The sequence below is a fragment of the Bradyrhizobium sp. CCGE-LA001 genome (assembly GCF_000296215.2).
Taxonomy (GTDB): domain Bacteria; phylum Pseudomonadota; class Alphaproteobacteria; order Rhizobiales; family Xanthobacteraceae; genus Bradyrhizobium.
On record NZ_CP013949.1, the window covers coordinates 1836406 to 1853289 of the forward strand.

Annotated in this window: 21 protein-coding genes; 18 read left to right on the top strand and 3 right to left on the bottom strand. The window is 64.8% G+C overall.

The window, feature by feature from the left end; all coding sequences use genetic code 11:
• Window positions 1-157: 157 nt before the first annotated feature.
• Genes fliI through BCCGELA001_RS08780 form a run of 3 tightly spaced genes read right to left on the bottom strand, consistent with a single transcriptional unit; the run spans window position 158 to window position 3034 of the window.
• Window positions 158-1477, bottom strand: a complete 1320-nt coding sequence (fliI, locus tag BCCGELA001_RS08770; protein WP_060735079.1) for a flagellar protein export ATPase FliI — start codon at window positions 1475-1477, stop codon at window positions 158-160.
• A 36-nt stretch (window positions 1478-1513) separates the two neighbouring features.
• Window positions 1514-2242, bottom strand: coding sequence for a flagellar basal-body rod protein FlgF (gene flgF / locus BCCGELA001_RS08775; RefSeq protein ID WP_060735080.1), 729 nt, complete (start codon window positions 2240-2242; stop codon window positions 1514-1516).
• Window positions 2243-2245: 3 nt separating this feature from the next.
• Window positions 2246-3034 (bottom strand): DUF1217 domain-containing protein, encoded by a 789-nt coding sequence (locus BCCGELA001_RS08780; RefSeq protein WP_008560403.1) that lies wholly within the window; start codon window positions 3032-3034, stop codon window positions 2246-2248.
• A 142-nt stretch (window positions 3035-3176) separates the two neighbouring features.
• Between BCCGELA001_RS08780 and motA the strand changes: the two genes are divergently transcribed.
• From motA to BCCGELA001_RS08870, 18 genes are all read left to right on the top strand, one after another.
• On the top strand, window positions 3177-4073 hold the full coding sequence (motA, locus tag BCCGELA001_RS08785) for a flagellar motor stator protein MotA (RefSeq protein ID WP_060735081.1): 897 nt from the start codon (window positions 3177-3179) through the stop codon (window positions 4071-4073).
• Window positions 4070-5011, top strand: a complete 942-nt coding sequence (locus tag BCCGELA001_RS08790) for a flagellar motor switch protein FliM (protein ID WP_008560388.1) — start codon at window positions 4070-4072, stop codon at window positions 5009-5011. Before motA ends, BCCGELA001_RS08790 begins: the two co-directional genes overlap by 4 nt.
• Window positions 4992-5303: a hypothetical protein gene (locus BCCGELA001_RS08795; protein ID WP_008560386.1), complete on the top strand. Its 312-nt coding sequence runs from the start codon at window positions 4992-4994 to the stop codon at window positions 5301-5303. Before BCCGELA001_RS08790 ends, BCCGELA001_RS08795 begins: the two co-directional genes overlap by 20 nt.
• 76 nt (window positions 5304-5379) lie before the next feature.
• Complete coding sequence (fliN, locus tag BCCGELA001_RS08800; protein ID WP_008560385.1) at window positions 5380-5769, top strand: flagellar motor switch protein FliN; 390 nt, start codon at window positions 5380-5382, stop codon at window positions 5767-5769.
• 2 nt (window positions 5770-5771) lie between these two features.
• Window positions 5772-6812 (top strand): flagellar motor switch protein FliG, encoded by a 1041-nt coding sequence (locus tag BCCGELA001_RS08805; protein ID WP_008560383.1) that lies wholly within the window; start codon window positions 5772-5774, stop codon window positions 6810-6812.
• Window positions 6813-6825: 13 nt separating this feature from the next.
• Complete coding sequence (flhB, locus tag BCCGELA001_RS08810; RefSeq protein ID WP_060735082.1) at window positions 6826-7911, top strand: flagellar biosynthesis protein FlhB; 1086 nt, start codon at window positions 6826-6828, stop codon at window positions 7909-7911.
• Between the two features lie 86 nt (window positions 7912-7997).
• Window positions 7998-8378 carry a flagellar basal body rod protein FlgB gene (gene flgB, locus BCCGELA001_RS08815; protein WP_008560380.1) on the top strand — a complete coding sequence of 127 codons (381 nt, stop codon included), beginning with the start codon at window positions 7998-8000 and terminating at the stop codon, window positions 8376-8378.
• A gap of 11 nt (window positions 8379-8389) precedes the next feature.
• Window positions 8390-8806, top strand: a complete 417-nt coding sequence (gene flgC, locus BCCGELA001_RS08820) for a flagellar basal body rod protein FlgC (protein WP_060735083.1) — start codon at window positions 8390-8392, stop codon at window positions 8804-8806.
• A gap of 2 nt (window positions 8807-8808) precedes the next feature.
• Window positions 8809-9138, top strand: a complete 330-nt coding sequence (locus BCCGELA001_RS08825; RefSeq protein ID WP_008560377.1) for a flagellar hook-basal body complex protein FliE — start codon at window positions 8809-8811, stop codon at window positions 9136-9138.
• Between the two features lie 18 nt (window positions 9139-9156).
• Window positions 9157-9945: a flagellar basal-body rod protein FlgG gene (gene flgG / locus BCCGELA001_RS08830; RefSeq protein WP_008560375.1), complete on the top strand. Its 789-nt coding sequence runs from the start codon at window positions 9157-9159 to the stop codon at window positions 9943-9945.
• Between the two features lie 37 nt (window positions 9946-9982).
• Complete coding sequence (gene flgA / locus BCCGELA001_RS08835; RefSeq protein ID WP_060737561.1) at window positions 9983-10435, top strand: flagellar basal body P-ring formation chaperone FlgA; 453 nt, start codon at window positions 9983-9985, stop codon at window positions 10433-10435.
• Window positions 10432-11562 carry a flagellar basal body P-ring protein FlgI gene (gene flgI / locus BCCGELA001_RS08840; protein ID WP_060735084.1) on the top strand — a complete coding sequence of 377 codons (1131 nt, stop codon included), beginning with the start codon at window positions 10432-10434 and terminating at the stop codon, window positions 11560-11562. Before flgA ends, flgI begins: the two co-directional genes overlap by 4 nt.
• Window positions 11563-11629: 67 nt before the next feature.
• Window positions 11630-12379 carry a MotE family protein gene (locus BCCGELA001_RS08845; protein ID WP_060735085.1) on the top strand — a complete coding sequence of 250 codons (750 nt, stop codon included), beginning with the start codon at window positions 11630-11632 and terminating at the stop codon, window positions 12377-12379.
• Entirely contained in the window at window positions 12380-13081 is a 702-nt protein-coding gene (gene flgH, locus BCCGELA001_RS08850; protein WP_060735086.1) for a flagellar basal body L-ring protein FlgH, read from the top strand. It abuts the gene before it with no gap.
• Window positions 13082-13123: 42 nt separating this feature from the next.
• On the top strand, window positions 13124-13567 hold the full coding sequence (locus tag BCCGELA001_RS08855) for a flagellar basal body-associated FliL family protein (RefSeq protein WP_008560352.1): 444 nt from the start codon (window positions 13124-13126) through the stop codon (window positions 13565-13567).
• Window positions 13564-14304, top strand: a complete 741-nt coding sequence (gene fliP, locus BCCGELA001_RS08860) for a flagellar type III secretion system pore protein FliP (protein WP_060735087.1) — start codon at window positions 13564-13566, stop codon at window positions 14302-14304. Before BCCGELA001_RS08855 ends, fliP begins: the two co-directional genes overlap by 4 nt.
• 242 nt (window positions 14305-14546) lie before the next feature.
• Entirely contained in the window at window positions 14547-15452 is a 906-nt protein-coding gene (locus BCCGELA001_RS08865) for a flagellin N-terminal helical domain-containing protein (RefSeq protein WP_008560349.1), read from the top strand.
• A 266-nt stretch (window positions 15453-15718) separates the two neighbouring features.
• Window positions 15719-16630: a flagellin N-terminal helical domain-containing protein gene (locus BCCGELA001_RS08870; protein WP_008560347.1), complete on the top strand. Its 912-nt coding sequence runs from the start codon at window positions 15719-15721 to the stop codon at window positions 16628-16630.
• Window positions 16631-16884: the final 254 nt, after the last annotated feature.

Here is a 16884-nt window from a genome sequence, read left to right on the forward strand (position 1 = left end):
GCCAGTGACAGTCACGTCCGTGCATGCGCTGGAAGCGTGGCGGCATGCGCAAACACCTGTCGAAAACGTCGAGCGACGTGCGCTCGCATCGCGCGCCGGCGCAGGAGTGGGAAAACAATGCAGCAACCTGAAGCGCGATGATGATTCTCAACGCGCTCTAGTCGCCTTTGAGCATGTCCCGGAGCTCGCGGAACGGATCGGCGCTCGGCGGCGCCGAAGCGTCCTGGCGCATGGCGTTGTAGATTCTCGGCACCATCTCGACCGCCTGATCGAGGCCCGGATCGCGTCCCGACTGATATCCGCCCATCAGGCGAAGATCGCGCGTGTCCTCGTATTTCGCGATCATGGCCCGCAGCTTGCTCACCAATTCGCGCTCCTCGGGATCCCAGACGTTGTGAGCGAGGCGGGAGACCGAGGCCAGAACGTCGACGGCCGGATAGCGCGCCTGGTCGGCGATGTGCCTGGAGAGCACGATATGCCCGTCGAGCGTGCTGCGGATGGTGTCGGCGATCGGCTCGTTGTGATCGTCGCCGTCGACCAGCACGGAGAAGATCCCGGTGATCGTGCCGGATCCTTCCTCGCCGGGGCCGGCGCGCTCCAGAAGCCGCGGCAGATCGGTGAAGACTGTCGGCGCGTAGCCGCGCGCAACCGCGGGCTCGCCGGCGGCGAGTGCAACCTCGCGGGCGGCATGGGCGAACCGGGTGATCGAATCGACCATCAGCAGCACCGATTCGCCGCGGTCGCGGAAATACTCGGCCACCGCCATCGCCGTCTTCGGCGCCAGCCGCCGCATCATCGGACTTTCGTCGCCCGTCGATACGATTGTGACGGCGCGATGACGGTCAGCGCCCAGCACGTCCTCGATGAACTCGCGCACCTCGCGGCCGCGCTCGCCGACCAGCGCCAGCACGACGGTGTCGAAGCCCTGGCTGCGGGCGAGCATCGCAAGCAGTGTCGATTTGCCGACGCCGGAGCCGGCGAAGATGCCGACGCGCTGGCCGGCGCAGATCGGCGCGAACAGGTCGATGACGCGCACGCCGGTGCGCAGCGGTTTGTGCACGCGCGAGCGCTTCATGGCCGAAGGCGCCTCGGCTTCCGCCGAGACCGCGCGCGATCCCGGGGTGAGCGGACCCTGGCCGTCAAGCGGCGCACCGAGCGCATTGATGACGCGGCCCTTCCAGCTCGGATCGGGCGCAAAGGACGGCGGCGGCATGCGGTAGGCGACCGAGCCGAGGCCGCCGGCGAACTGGCGGTCGAACGGCTTGGCGATGATGCCCTCGCTGTCGATCCGCACCACCTCGCCGATCTGGGGCGTGCCGGCGACGCCGATCAGCTCGCCGAGCCTGACGAAGCGCGACAGGCCGGAGACGCGGAAATGCGTCGGCGCGATCTCGGAGATCGCGCCACTGACGCTTGCCAGGGGGGTGCTCTGCTGAAGCTCCAGCAGCGCCCATTCGAGTTGCCGAAGAGCGTTCAAGGAAACCGTCCAACCTCAATGCGCGCGAGGCGCAGTCTATTTGCCGGGTTCGCCCAGCGTCCGGATTGCATTCTGGAGCGAGCCCTCGGTGCCCTCGATCATCGAATTGGTGCCGTCGAAGGCGCGTGAGGCCGCGATCAGCTTGGTCAACTCCATCATCGGATTGGCGCCGGAGCCCTCGACATAGCCCTGCTTGAAGCCGTCGCGGGAGAAATCGGCGATGGCGGTCGCCGGACGGTCGGGCGTGACGCCGGAATTGCCGTAGCGCTCGAGATTGGCGTCGGCGGGAATGTTGAACAGGCCGATGGTGCCGATCTCGTTGTTGTCCTGGGTGATGGCGCCGCTGCGCGCGATCGACACCGGTCCGCCGTTCGGGTCGAGCGTGATCTGCGCGCCGCCGGCATCGACCACGGGAAAGCCCGATACGGTCTGAAGGTCGCCGTTGGGGGCGATCTGGAGGCGGCCGTCACGCGTATAGACCGTGCCGTTCGGACCGGCGAAGGCGATCCAGCCCTGTCCGACCACGGCGACGTCGAGCGGGTTGCCGCTCTCGGTGATGTTGCCCATCTCTCGGGAGATGATGTTGTCGCCGGGCGAGGAGAAGGCGACCGGACTGGCGCCCGCCTTGGACAACACGGTCTCGAACTTCACCACGTCGGTGCGAAACGCCGCGGTGTTGACGTTGGCGACGTTGTTGGCGATCGTCTGGAGGCGCTTTTCGAGGGCGACCTGCGCCGACAATCCGACATAGAGAGCCGATTGCATGATTTACTTTCCGAAGCGGATGGACTGAAGTTTCGAGAGCATGTCGATGTCCATGCTGGCCATCGACGAGGCGCCGCCGATCAGGACCAGCGCGGGGTTGGTCGAGTTGTCGCTCTGGGCCTGGGTCGCATCCCACATCGCGGCGAAGCGCTGCACGAATTTGGTGACCTTGGCCGGGTCCTGGAAGTCGGTGAGCTTGATCCTGTCCGTGATCATCTTGGCCTGGGCGTCGATGTCGGCCGCGCTGATCGTCGAGGGCAGGCCGAGCGCGGTCTGAACCACCTGCGTCAGCGCCTTGTCGGCGAGGATCTGATAGGAGGTGGTGACGGTGGACGCCTTGCGGGTGAAATACAGCGCCAGCCGCAGGCCCTCGTTCTGGTCGCCGGCCTTCTGCTCCATCGTCTGCCTGACATATTGCGTCGCCGTCCCGGTCGTGGCCTGGGTGGTCTTCGTCGCATTGCTGCCGAGGGCGGCGAAATTGAAGGCGCTGGCGAATTCGCGGTAGCGGACGTCGGTGAGCTTGTTGGCGAAGGTGTTCTTGTTGCCGACCCCCTCGGTCAGCACCTTGCGCATGAACGCCTTGGCATAGGTCATGTCGCTGAGGCCGTAGGCCTTCATCGCGTAGGAGTAGAGGCGGTAGTCCTTCAGGAAATCGTCGATCGTCTTCACGTTGCCGATGTGGCTGAGGAAATAGTCGGTCTCGCGGCTGACATCCGGCTGCGTCGCGACCTGCGTCAGCGACTTGCCCATGTCCTTGGTCAGTCTGGTGTAATCCGCGATGGTGGATAGCATGAGACGCGTTCCTCTGGCCGCTCCCGCGACGTCGTCGCAAGCTGCCGCGAATTGCTTGCGCGGGGCTGGCGATTCGCAAGCCAGCTTCGCGCAAGGCTCGCCCGCTAGATGTTTCCGGTGGGATCGGTGATGGAGCGGCGTGTTGGGCAGTTTCGTGGGGATTTTCATCACGGTGGCGGCACTGCTCGGCGGCTTTGCCGCCATGGGCGGGCATCTGGCCGTGCTGATGCAGCCGTGGGAGTTCGTGATCATCATGGGCACCGCCGTCGGCACCTTCATCGTGGCCAATCCGTGGAAGACGGTCGTGGACACCGGGGTCGCCTGCATGCAGGCCATCACCGGGGCAGTGCCCGGCGAGCGCTACTATCTCGACCTGCTCGGTGCGCTCCATGCCCTGATGCGCGAGCTGCGCGGCAAGGGCCGCAACGAGGTCGAGGCGCATATCGACGATCCCGCCTCCTCGGAGATCTTCAAGGCGTTTCCGAGCGTGCTCTCCGACCCGGCGCTGCTCCAGTTCATCTGCGACTATGTCCGCCTCATCATCATGGGGAACGCGCGCACGCATGAGATCGAGGCGCTGATGGACGAGGAGATCCACACCATCGTGAAGAGCAAGCTGTCGCCCTACCATGCGCTGGTGACGGTGTCCGAGGCGCTGCCGGCGCTCGGCATCGTCGCCGCCGTGCTCGGCGTCATCAAGGCCATGGGGGCGCTGGACCAGTCGCCGAAGCTGCTGGGCGGTTACATCGGCGCGGCGCTCGTCGGCACCTTCGCCGGCATCTTCTTGTCCTACGGCGTCCTTTCGCCCTTTGCGATCAAGATCAAGATGACGCGCGAGAAGAAGTGCCGGCCCTACATCATCGTCAAGCAGACGCTGCTGGCGTTCATGAACGGTGCCATGCCGCAGATCGCCGTCGAGCACGGCCGCAAGATGATCGCGAGCACGGAGCGGCCGTCGATCGACGTCGTCGAGAACGAGACGATTGCGGGTCCCAAGGCCGTCCCGACCGAGGCTGAACCGAAGGCTGCCCGCGCATGATGATGGAAGACGTCGAGGTCGATCAGCGCAAACAGCTGCCGAACTACCTGCTCGACGCGGCGGGTATCTCCATCGAGCGCATGCCGATGCTCAATGTGATCTTCGATCGCATGGCGGCATCGTGCACCGACAGCCTGCAGCCGATGGCCGGAACGCCCTGCTATTTCTCGGTCAACGGCATCACCAATGACCGCGTCGGCGACATCATCAACCCCTACGAGGCCAACGCGGTGGCGGCCGTGCTCTATGCCGAGCAATGGGACTCCCGCGTCATCATCATGCTCGACCGTGATTTCGTGTTCACCATGGTCGAGGCGATGTTCGGGTCCGACGGCGCCGAGCCCCCGCTCGACGTCGAGCGCGCATTCTCGAACATCGAGATCCGCCTGGTGCAGGCGCTGTTCGAGCGGTTCGCCAAGGCGCTGCAATCCGCCTTTGCCGGAACCTCCAACGTCACCTTCCGCGTGGAGCGGGTCGAGACGGCCATGGCCTCGCTGGCGATCGGACGCAGCGGCAACATGTCGATCTGCGCCAACATCATGTTGCAGGCGCTCTATCGCGGCGGCCAGATGTTCTTGATCATTCCGCACTCCGCGCTCAACCCGCTCAGGCAAAAGCTGGCGCATGTCGTCGTCAGCGACGGCCGCGCGTCCGATCCGCGCTGGCGCGAGCAGATGGAGAGCGAGGTTCACCGCACCGAGGTGACGCTGAGCGCGGTGCTCGACGAGAAGATGATCACCCTCGGCGACGTCGTGAAATTCCAGGTCGGGCAGGTGCTCGAGCTCGAAGCCACGCCGCGCACGCTCGCCCGGCTCGAAAGCAACAACCAGGTGCTGTTCTGGTGCCAGATCGGCCAGCTCGACGGCTATTACGCCATGCAGGTGGCCGATCCCGTCGATCAGAAACGGGAGTTCGTCGATGATATCCTATCTCGTTGATGCCGTGCTGCTGATCGCGCTCGCCTTCACCAGCATGCGGGTGACCAAGATGCACCGCGAGCTGGCGCGGTTGCGCAGCTATCAGGGGGAGTTCTCGACCATCGTCCAGGAGACGGCGGGTGCGTTCGACACGGTCATCCATGCGGCGCACGATTCCACCGCAAATCTCGGACGGCTCGCCAATGTGCTGAGCACGAAGATCGATCAGGCCCACGAGGCGATCGCGGCACTCGATGCGAGGTCCGGGCTCCGGCCCGCCGCGAGCGCCGGTGTCGAAGTGAACAAGCATTGAAGCCGAAGCCGGCGAAGACGATACGGCCGGAACGCCACGGTGCTCCGGCAGCGGAAATACCAAGAGGCGATACCAAATGGCGCAATCCTTCGACTATGACTCTGCCACGCGAGCATCGGCATCCGACGAAGGGCATGCCGACACATCTCCACTGGAGCGGCTGGCGGAGATCGCCGCGCGCACGGCGGAGGAGACCGGCAAGTTCGCCAATGTCGATGCCATCCTGCGCATTCCCGTCACCATGCAGGTCGTGCTGGGGTCCGCGACCATTCCGGTGGCGAACCTGATGAAGCTAGGCCGCGGCGCCGTGGTGCCGCTCGATCACCGGGTCGGCGAACCCGTTGATGTCGTCGTCAACGGCCGCATCGTGGCCCGCGGCGAGGTGGTCGTGGTCGAAGAGGACAATTCCCGCTTCGGCGTCTCATTGACGGAGATCGTCGGTCCGCTGGGGCAGGGTGACACCTGACCATGGCGGCACAGGTCGGCATCGCTCCCGTCAAGCCGCGAGGCGTCGCCACGCTGGGCGGCACGGAGAAGGTCGCGGCGCTCCTGCTGGCCATGGGGCGGCAGGCGGCCGCGAGCGTGCTTCAGCAGTTCGAACCGCAGGAGATCCGCATCGTCACCAAGGCCGCGGCCGAGCTGCGGCCGATCACGGCGCAGGAGCTGGAGGGGATCGTCGAGGAGTTCGCCCAGCAATTCTCGATGGGCGCCAACATCCTCGGCACGCTCGGCGGCCTGGAAGCCGTGCTCGGCGACGTGCTTCCGGCCGACCAGGTTTCGCAGATCATGTCCGACCTGCTCGGCAATTCGAGCCGGTCGGTCTGGGACCGGGTATCGTCGGTGTCCGAAAACTCGCTGGCGAGCTATCTCTCCAAGGAGCATCCGCAGACGGCGGCGCTGATCCTGTCCAAGGTCAAGCCGGCCTGCGCTGCCAAGGTCATGAGCCAGCTGCCCTCGAGCCTGCGCAACGAGCTGATGCGGCGCGTCCTGAGCCTCAAGCCGATCGTCGACGACGCCATGCGCATCATCGAGAAGACGCTGCATGAGGACCTGACGCTCAACTTCGCCCGCAACCTTGGCGCCGATACCTACGCCCGCGTCGCCGACATCATCAACAAGATGGAGCGTGGCCACATCGAGGACATGCTGAAGAGCCTGTCGGAGAAGCGGCCGAAATCGGCCGAAGTGCTGAAGGAGCTGCTCTTCACCTTCGACGACGTCACAAACCTGACGCCGAAGGCACGCACCATGATCTTCGACCAGGTGCCGACCGACCGCATCGTCGTCGCACTGAAGGGGACCGACAAGAACTTCCGCGAGCTGATCCTGTCCTCGGTCGCCTCGCGCGTCCGCCGCGTCGTCGAGCACGAGCTCGCCATCGGCGAGCCGTCGAACCAGCGCGACGTACTGGAAGCGCGGCGCGTGATCACCGATCTCGCGCTCGACCTCGCGGAGAAGGGTGAAATCGAGCTCAATCCCGAGCAGGAGGATGAGCTGGTCTTCCGCTGACCGCTGAACGGGCATGGCAGAAACATCCGACAAGGAGAGCAGAACAGAAGAGCCGACCGAGAAGAAAGTCCGTGATGCGCTCGAGCAGGGCAAAATTCCGGTCTCTCGGGAGGCTTCCATCCTCGCCTCGATGGCGGCGTTGATGGTGATCCTGTCTTTCCTGATCGGCCAGGGCGTGCAGCAACTGACGCCGACGCTGAAGAGCTTTCTCGACGATCCCGAAGGCTTCCCGCTCACGACGGGGGCGGATGCGCAGAACCTGCTCACCGTGGTGGGCCTGCAGGCGCTGCAATTCCTGATGCCGCTGATCGTCATCATGATGGCGTTCGGCCTTGCATCCTCGCTGCTGCAGAATGCGCCGCGCCTCGTGCTCGACCGCATCAAGCCGGACTTGTCGCGCATCTCCCCGGTCAGCGGCTGGAGCCGGCTGTTCGGATCGCAAGGCCTGGTCGAGTTCGCCAAGTCGCTGTTCAAGCTTGCCTCGGTGACCGCCGTCGTCGCCTTCGTGCTGCGATCGTCGGAAGCGAAGGCATTCGAGGCGATGTACACCGATCCGGTTGCGCTGCCGGAGATGATCCTCAACATCGCGATGCGGATCGTATCGGCGATCTGCATCGCGACCATCGTCCTGGTCGCGATCGATCTCGCCTGGTCGCGCTTCCACTGGCGGCGCGAGCTCCGCATGACCAAGCAGGAGATCAAGGACGAGCACAAGCAGGCGGAAGGCGATCCGCTGATCAAGGCACGTTTGCGCTCGCTCGCGCGTGACCGCTCGCGCCAGCGCATGATCGCCTCCGCCGCGCGCGCAACGCTGGTGATCGCGAATCCGACGCACTTCGCGATCGCGCTGCGCTACAAGCGCGAGGAGAACGCCGCGCCGCTCGTGGTCGCCAAGGGCATGGACGTGATCGCGCTGAAGATCCGCGAAGTCGCCGAGCAGAACCGAATTCCCGTTATCGAGAACAAGGCGCTGGCGCGCGCACTCTACGAAGCGGTTCAGGTCGATCAGGTGATCCCGGCGGAATTCTTCCGTCCCGTCGCCGAGATCATCTATTTCCTCCAGTCCAAGCAGGCGGCGCGGTCCGAGAAGGTCCCATAGATTTCCGAGGACGGCGCGGGCCGCATCAGCCTGACGAAAGCTTGTCACCCTAAGCTTGCCCCAACAGAACATAACGGGGCGCTGTCGTGGGACCGCTTTATCTCTTCGAACTGGCATCGTCGCAGGCGCGCTATCTCGAGCTCCGCCAGTCGACCATCGCCACCAACGTCGCCAACGCCAACACGCCGGGTTTCAAGGCGCGCGACGTCGAGCCCTTCAACAAGGTGCTCGATGGCATGCCGGTCAGGCTCGCGATGACGTCGCCATCGCACATGCAGCTGTCCGCAGCGGAGACCGACACGCGCAAGATCGACAAGAAGGACAGTTGGGAAGTCGTGCACTCCGGCAACTCCGTCAGCCTCGAGCAGGAGATGATCAAGGGCAGCGACGTCAGTCGCGACTATTCGATGAACTCGGCGATCGTGCGCTCGTTCCACCGCATGGTCCTGTCGAGCGCAAAGGCCTGAGGTGAATTGACATGCTGGACTCCCTACAATCGTCATTGACGGTCGCAAGCTCCGGGCTCGAAGCGCAATCGACCCGTATGCGCATTGTCTCGGAAAACCTCGCGAACGCGACCTCGACCGGGCGCACCGCCGGCGCCGATCCGTATCAGCGCAAGACCATCACGTTCGATGCCGCCATGGATCGGGCCTCGGGCGCGCAGCTTGCGAAGGTAAAGGAAATCGGGGTCGACACAACGCCGTATCGTGTCGAGTACGATCCGGGGCATCCCGCCGCCGACAAGGCTGGCTACGTCAAGCTGCCGAACGTCAACATGATGATCGAGATGGCCGACATGCGCGAGGTCAACCGGTCCTATGAAGCCAATCTCCAGGTCGTGAAGCAGGTGAGATCGATGCTTGGCATGACCATCGATCTCCTGAGGAGCTGACAATGCTTGAGGCAATTTCATCGACGGCGATCTCCGCGGGCCAGGCGGCAAGCCGGGCGACCGAGACGCAGGCGATCTCGCCGGCGGCGACGACCGCGATTCAGTCCGGTGACGAGCTCGGCTTCGAATCGGTGATGAAGCAGGTGACGACCGACGCGATCGGAACGCTCAAGGCGGGCGAGGCGGCGTCGATCTCGGCGATGCAGGGCAAGGAATCGACGCGGCGCGTCGTGGAGGCGCTGATGTCGGCCGAGCAGGCCTTGCAGACCGCGGTCGCCGTTCGCGACAAGGTCGTGCAGGCCTATCAAGAAGTCGTTCGGATGTCGATTTGATCTGAAGGAGTGACGATCGTGAAATCGCTCGCCATCGCGGCCACGGGCATGAATGCCCAGCAGACCAACGTCGAGGTCATCGCCAACAACATCGCCAACATCAACTCGACCTCGTACAAGCGGGCGCGTGCGGAGTTCACCGATCTGTTCTATCAGATGGACCGCATGCAGGGCGTCGCCAACGTCAACGGCTCCTCGCCGATCCCGGAAGGCAGCAATCTCGGCCTCGGCGTCAAGTCGGCGGCGATCCGCAAGCTGCACATCCAGGGTGCGCTGACGCAGACCGGAAATCCCTACGACCTCGCGATCAACGGCCGCGGCTGGTTTCAGGTGCTCGGCCCGAACAACGAGGTGCAATACACGCGCGCGGGCTCGTTCAACACCAATGCCAACGGCCAGCTCGTCACGATCGACGGCTATCTGCTGGATCCCGCGATCACGGTGCCGCAGGGAACGGTCGAGGTCACGGTCAACCAGACCGGCCAGATGTTCGCCAAGCTGGACACCGAAATCAATCCGCGGCAGATCGGCCAGCTCAATCTCGCCAATTTCGCCAACGAAGCAGGCCTCGAGCCGCTCGGCAGCAATCTCTACCGCGAGACCACGGCCTCCGGCACCCCCGTGGTCGGGCTGCCCGGCGACGCCGGCTACGGCAAGATCAACCAGCGCTACCTCGAGGCCTCCAACGTCGATCCGGTCAAGGAAATCACCGAGCTGATCTCGGCCCAGCGCGCCTACGAAATGAACGCCAAGGTCATCCAGGCCTCGGATGAAATGGCCTCGACGGTCTCGAAGGGCATGCGCTAGTTCCGGTGTCTGGATGTTGAAAAGGATGGGCTGGATCATGCGCGGGGTGGCCGCCGTGCTGCTGGTGCTCGTCTCGGCGCGCCTTGCCGCGGCCGAGGAGAAGCGGCTGCCGGTGCCGGCCGTCTCGATCCGGACGGGCGAATTGATCCGGGACGACATGATCATCGAGCGCGGCTTTGCGCCGAATCTGCTCGGCGTCGCCATGTTCATCGAAGGACGTCAGGTCCTGGTCGGCCGCATGGCCCGGCGCACGCTGTTGCCGGGCCAGCCGATCCCGACCAATGCGGTGGAGGATCCCTGGACGGTCGCTCGCGGCGCCATGGTCAAGGTCGTGGTCGAAGACAGCGGCCTGTCCATCGTCACCTACGGCTCGGCGATGCAGTCGGGCGCGGCCGGCGCGCTCATTCCGGTGCGCAATACCGACACCGGCGTGATCATCAGGGGTGTCGTGCAGCCGGACGGCACGGTCAAGGTCGTGGACGGGTCATGACCAGAATCCTGCTCGCGCTCGTCCTCCTCTTCGCCGCCACCAGCGCCCACGCCGCCGTCCGCATCAAGGACATCGCGGACATCAAGGGACTGCGCGAGAACCAGATCGTCGGCTATGGCCTCGTCATCGGCCTGAACGGCACCGGGGACACGCTGCGCAATGCGCCGTTCACGGAGCAATCCTTGCAATCGATGCTCGAGAACATGGGCATCAACGTCAGGAACGAGGCGACGAGCACCAACAATCCCACCCGGCCGACCACGCTGCGCACGCGCAACGTCGCGGCCGTGATGGTGACCGCGGACCTGCCGCCGTCGATCGGCGCCGGCGAGCGGATGGACGTGACCGTGTCGTCGCTTGGCGATGCGACCTCACTGCTCGGCGGCACGTTGGTGATGACATCGCTGCGGGCGGCGGACGGCGCGGTCTATGCGGTGGCGCAGGGCGCGATCACGGTGGCCGGCTACAGTGTCGGCGGCCAGGCACAGAACGTCAGCCAGGGCACGCCGACCGCGGGACGCATTCCGAACGGCGCGCTGGTCGAGCGCGAGGTGCAGGGCAGTCTCCACGAGATGGAATTCCTGGTGCTGGAGCTCAAGAACCCCGACTTCGTCACCGCGACGCGCATCCTCGACGCCATCAACCGCTATGCCGGCGGCCGGTATCGCGCACAGATCGCCTTCGAACGCGACTATCGTACGATCGTGCTGTCGAAGCCGCGCCACATCGGCCCGGTCCGGTTCCTGGCGGAAATCGGCGAGCTGACGGTCGAGCCGGATACGCCGGCGCGGGTGGTGATCAACGAGCGCACCGGCACGGTGGTGATCGGACGCGACGTGAGGATATCGACCGTTGCCGTGACGCACGGCAATCTGACGGTTCGCGTCACGGAGATGCCGGTGGTTTCGCAGCCGGCGCCGTTCTCGCGTGGGCAGACCGTCGTCGTTCCGCAGACGGTGGTCGAGGCTAACGAGGCCGGATCGCAGGTGGCGATCCTCAGCGGCGTTGACCTCCAGCGCCTGGTCCGCGGGCTCAACCAGATCGGCTTGAAGCCGTCAGGCATCATCGCCATCCTCCAGGCGATCAAGACGGCCGGCGCGCTCCAGGCCGACGTCATCGTGCAATGATGCATAAGCGTCGTGCAAGCTTGGTCGCGCAATGCTCTGGTCTCGACCGAGAATCGCGCGCGGCCCGATGCTGAAGCTGGATCACAAAGCCAAACTCCTCCTCGTCGCGGTGTGGACGCTTGCGGGCGCTTCGCCTGTGTTGGCGCTGGACGAGGCGAAGCCGTCGAAGCCGCTCAACCTGTTGTCCTTCGCGCGCGCCCGTGCAGCCGGGCCGCCGAAGCCGGCGACCCCGATTCCGGGCGCAGACGACATCCGTGCCACCGCGTGGGCGGCCGAGGATTCAAGCCCCGCCGTCACCGGCGCAGTACCGGCTGCCGAGACGCCCGCGCCGGCGCCGGCGCCTGTCCGTGCAGCCAAGCCCGGTGCCGTTACAGCGCCGCCGAAGCCCCCAGCGCCACAGGCCACTGTCCCCGCCGACAACGAGGTCGCGTTGTTCTGTAGCAACGTCGCCGATCCCGCCGTCGATGCAAGACTGGCCTGGCAGCTCAAGGAGCTGGAGAAGGCCGAGAGCCTGCTGCGCGAGCGCATCGCCGAGGTCGAAACCAAGCGTGCCGAATACGAGAAGTGGATGGCGCTACGCGACGAGTTCCTGAAGAAGGCCGAAGCCAGCGTGGTCGAGATCTATTCGCGCATGAAGCCCGAGGCTGCCGCAACCCAGATCGCCGGAATGGCCGACGAGACCGCCGCCGCCGTGCTGGCCAAGCTCAGTCCGCGGAGCTCGAGTGCGATCTTCAACGAGATGGATACGGCGCGCGCGGCGCACCTTGCGGACCTGCTCGGCGGGATGCGCCGCGCGGACGACGGAAAGACCAGATAGATGAAGAAGCCGATCCTCATCCTCGCGCTCGCATCTGTGGCCCTGGGGGGATGCTACCACGACCCGGCCGAAGTCCTGACCGGCCCGAGACTGTCCCCGGTCGGCAGCGGCCTGCGGACGCAGGCCGATCCGATCCCGGTGACGCCCCGGATGCGCACGCCCGTCAGCTATCGCTCGACCTGGGACGACGGCACCGATCTCTATCGCGATCCCCGGGCACGGCGCACCGGCGACGTCGTGACGGTGATCATCTCGATGCAGGACAAGGCCAAGCTCGACAACAAGACCGACCGCTCACGCGATTCGCAGATCAAGTTCGGGCTCGACTGGCTGATGGACGTGGCCGGATGGAAAGACACGGGCTCGGCCAACGCCAATCTCAGTACCAATACCCAGATCAAGGGCAACGGTCAGATCGATCGCACCGAGGACATCAAGCTGTCCATCGCGGCCATCGTCACCGACGTGTTGCCGAACGGCAATATGATGATCAGCGGCTCGCAGGAATTTCGCGTCAACACCGAGATGCGCGTGCTCAACGTCGGCGGCATCGTGCGCCCGCGCGACATCTCGCGGGCCAACACGATCTCCTACGACAAGATCGCCGAGGCGCGCGTGTCCTATGGCGGTCGCGGAAATCTGTCTGACGTGCAACAGCCTGGATGGGGACATCGGATCTATGACGCCGTGGCTCCATTCTGAGATCCGCGCCGGCCGGGCCGTATCGCGAGGGCAGGGGACGTGATGCGCCTGATCGCGGCCATCGTCGTGCTGACCCTCGTCGCGATCGGTGCGGGTGCGCTGGCCGGCCTGCATCTGTTTGCGGCGGCCGAGCGTGCCGCCGACGCGAAGAAGAGCGCCGCGCCGCCGCCGCTGGCCTCGAGCTACACCGGCAGCGCACGGCTTCGAAAACTGTCGCCGATCGTGACCAATCTGGCCGCACCGGCCAACAACTGGGCCCGCGTCGAGGCTTCCATGGTGACCGAGAGCATGAGCGACGAGGATGCCGGCATCCTGGCTGCGCACATCAGCGAGGACATCGTCACTTATTTGCGCTCCGCCTCGGTCGTTCAGTTCGAGGGATCGCGCGGCCTCCAGCACCTGCGCGACGACCTCATCGAGCGCGCCAATATCCGCTCCTCTGGAAAGGTCCGCGAATTGATCATTGAGACGTTGGTGATCCAGTGAGAGTGAGAGTCCTGCTCCTCGCCTTGATCCTGGCCGTTCTGCCCGAAGTGGCGCTGGCCCAGATTCCCGACCTCAACTCGCTGCTGCCGCCCGGCAACGGCTCCACCAGCGGCCGGATCATCCAGTTGATGGCGCTGATCACGGTGCTGTCGGTTGCTCCGGGATTGCTCATCATGGTGACGAGCTTCACGCGCTTCGCCGTGGCGCTGTCGTTTCTGCGCGCCGGTCTCGGCCTCCAGACCACGCCGGCCAACCTCGTGCTGATCAGCCTCGCGCTGTTCATGACCTTCTACGTGATGGCGCCGACCTTCGACCGCGCCTGGGAGAGTGGCGTGCAGCCGCTGATGAAGAACGAGATCTCGGAGGAGGAGGCTTATCTGAAAATCACCGATCCATTCCGCGAGTTCATGCTGGCCCATGTCCGCGACAAGGATCTGCAGACCTTCGAGGCGCTCGCCGCGGAGAGCTTCCGCAAGAAGTTCGACGACAAGCGCGTCGACATGCGCGTCATCATTCCCGCCTTCATGATCTCCGAACTGCGGCGTTCGTTCGAGATCGGATTCCTCATCATCCTGCCGTTCCTCGTCATCGACATGATCGTGGCGACGCTGACCATGTCGATGGGCATGATGATGATGCCGCCGACCATCCTCGCACTGCCGTTCAAGATGCTGTTCTTCGTGTTGATCGACGGCTGGAATCTGTTGGCGTCCGGACTGGTGCGCTCGTTCTCGTGACGGAGCGCGGTTGCGAACCGCGCGATCATGGTTAGCGAATGGTAACCGCAAGACCCCCGTTACAGCCATGAAATTCAATGCGATTTTAATCCGGCGGCAAGATTCGGCGTGCTAGCAAGGCGTCACGGCGGGTTGGACCTCACCCACATCAGTCCAAAGGCATGATGCCGCCCCTCCGTACCGGTGAAAGCCCGGTATGTCCCCAAGTGAAAATGTAACGCGTACATAAAGGGACATTCGCAATGTCAAGCCTGCTCACGAACTCGTCCGCCATGACCGCGCTCCAGACCCTGCGGTCTGTCAGCTCGCAACTCTCCACCACGCAGACCCGGATCTCCACCGGCCAGCGCGTGGCGACCGCTTCCGACAACGCCGCCTATTGGTCGATCGCGACCTCGATGCGCGCCGACAACGCCGCGCTCTCCGCCGTCTCCGACTCGCTCGGTCTGTCGGCCGCGACCGTCGACACCGAGTACACCGCTCTCAACAAGGTGCTCGGCGACAGCAACTCCGGCCTGACCAAGCTCCAGTCGCTGCTGGTGCAGGCCAAGACCGCCGGTGTCGACCGCAGCAAGATCCAGTCGGAAATCACCCAGATCCAGCAGGACATGAAGAACGTGGCCAGCGCGGCGACGTTCAACGGCGTCAACTGGCTGAGCACCAACGCCACGACGCCGGCGACGGTCAACCTGGTGTCGTCGTTCTCGCGCGTCGGCGCCACTCCGACCACCGGCTCGATCACCGTCACCGTCGCCAACTACTCGCTCTATACCTCGACCACGAGCGGCATCCTGGACACGGTGAGCGGCAGCGCATCGGTCGACACGATCAACATCGGCGCACTGACCGACTCGGCGGCTGACCAGACCACGCTCGATGGCTACATCGCGCAGGTCACCGCGGCGATCGGCACGGTCTCCTCCGGTGCGGCCAACCTCGGCGCCATCAAGAACCGCATCTCGAACAACTCCGAGTTCGTGAAGTCGCTGATGGACTCGGTGGATCGCGGTATCGGCCAGCTCGTCGACGCTGACATGAACCAGGAGTCCACCCGTCTGGCGGCCCTCCAGGTGCAGCAGCAGCTCGGCGTTCAGGCGCTCTCCATCGCCAACAACAACAGCCAGAGCATCCTGTCGCTGTTCCGCTAAGCCCTAGGACAGTCCCAGGAGGGCCGCGCTTCTCGCGAAGCGCGGCCCTTTCGTTTGGCATGACCGCGCCATGATTCCGGCTGCCCTGTTGCGGCCGGATCACAACGCCACAAGCCCCGCACAAGCTTCGCTGGCTAGTCTCGCCGCTACGACGGATTGGGCTCACGCGCGCATTTGCCCAGCCCAAAGGCATGATGCCGCCCCGTCGTACCGGTGCAAGCCCGGTATGTCCCCAAATCCAATCTGCTTTCAAAGGGACATCAAAGATGGCTTCCAGCCTGCTTACCAACTCCGCTGCAATGACTGCGCTCCAGACCCTCCGGAATGTCAGCGCCAGCCTGCAGACGACCGAGAATCGCATTTCGACCGGCCAGCGCGTCGCGACCGCTTCGGACAATTCGGCCTATTGGTCGATCGCGACCTCGATGCGCGCCGACAACGCCGCGCTCTCCGCGGTGTCCGACTCGCTCGGTCTGTCGGCTGCGACCGTCGACACCGAATACACCGCTCTGAACAAGGTAATCGGCGACAGCAACTCCGGCCTCACCAAGCTCCAGGCGCTGCTGGTCGAAGCCAAGACCGCCGGCATCGACCGCACCAAGATCCAGGCCGAAATCACTCAGATCCAGCAGGACATGAAGAACGTGGCCAACGCGGCGACGTTCAACGGCGTCAACTGGCTGAGCACCAACGCCACCACGCCGGCGACGGTCAACCTAGTGTCGTCGTTCTCGCGCGTCGGCGGCACGCCGACGATCAACACGATCACGGTGACGGTTGCCAACTACTCGCTCTACACCTCGACCACGGGCGGCATTCTGGACACGGTGAGCGGCAGCGCGTCGGTCGACACCATCAACATCGGCGCTCTGACCGATTCGGCGGCCGACCAGACCACGATCGATGGCTACATCGCGCAGGTCACCGCCGCGATCAACACGGTCAGCCAGTCCGCCGCCAATCTCGGCGCCATCAAGAACCGCATCTCGAACAACACGGAGTTCGTGAAGTCGCTGATGGACTCGGTGGATCGTGGTATCGGCCAGCTCGTCGACGCCGACATGAACGCGGAATCGACCCGCCTGCAGGCGCTCCAGACCCAGCAACAGCTCGGCGTTCAGGCGCTCTCGATCGCCAACCAGAACAGCCAGAGCATCCTGTCGCTGTTCCGCGGCTAAGCGGGGCTTTCGAAGACGACCGTGCTCCCTGGGGAGCACGGTCACCGCCGCGAGCGGCGGATATGAGGGCACGAGGCGTGCCCGGACATCGACTTCCCGACGCACGATGACTTGGCGCGGCCGTTCGAGCCGCCATCGTCCGGCCCGCGGTTGCCGACATCGATCGCTTCACCGAACCCTTGTAAAATTGCAATGCCTCGTCCGCGAACCGGCGTGCTCGCGTCGTCGCGCAACCTTCAGACAAGGTTGGCAGC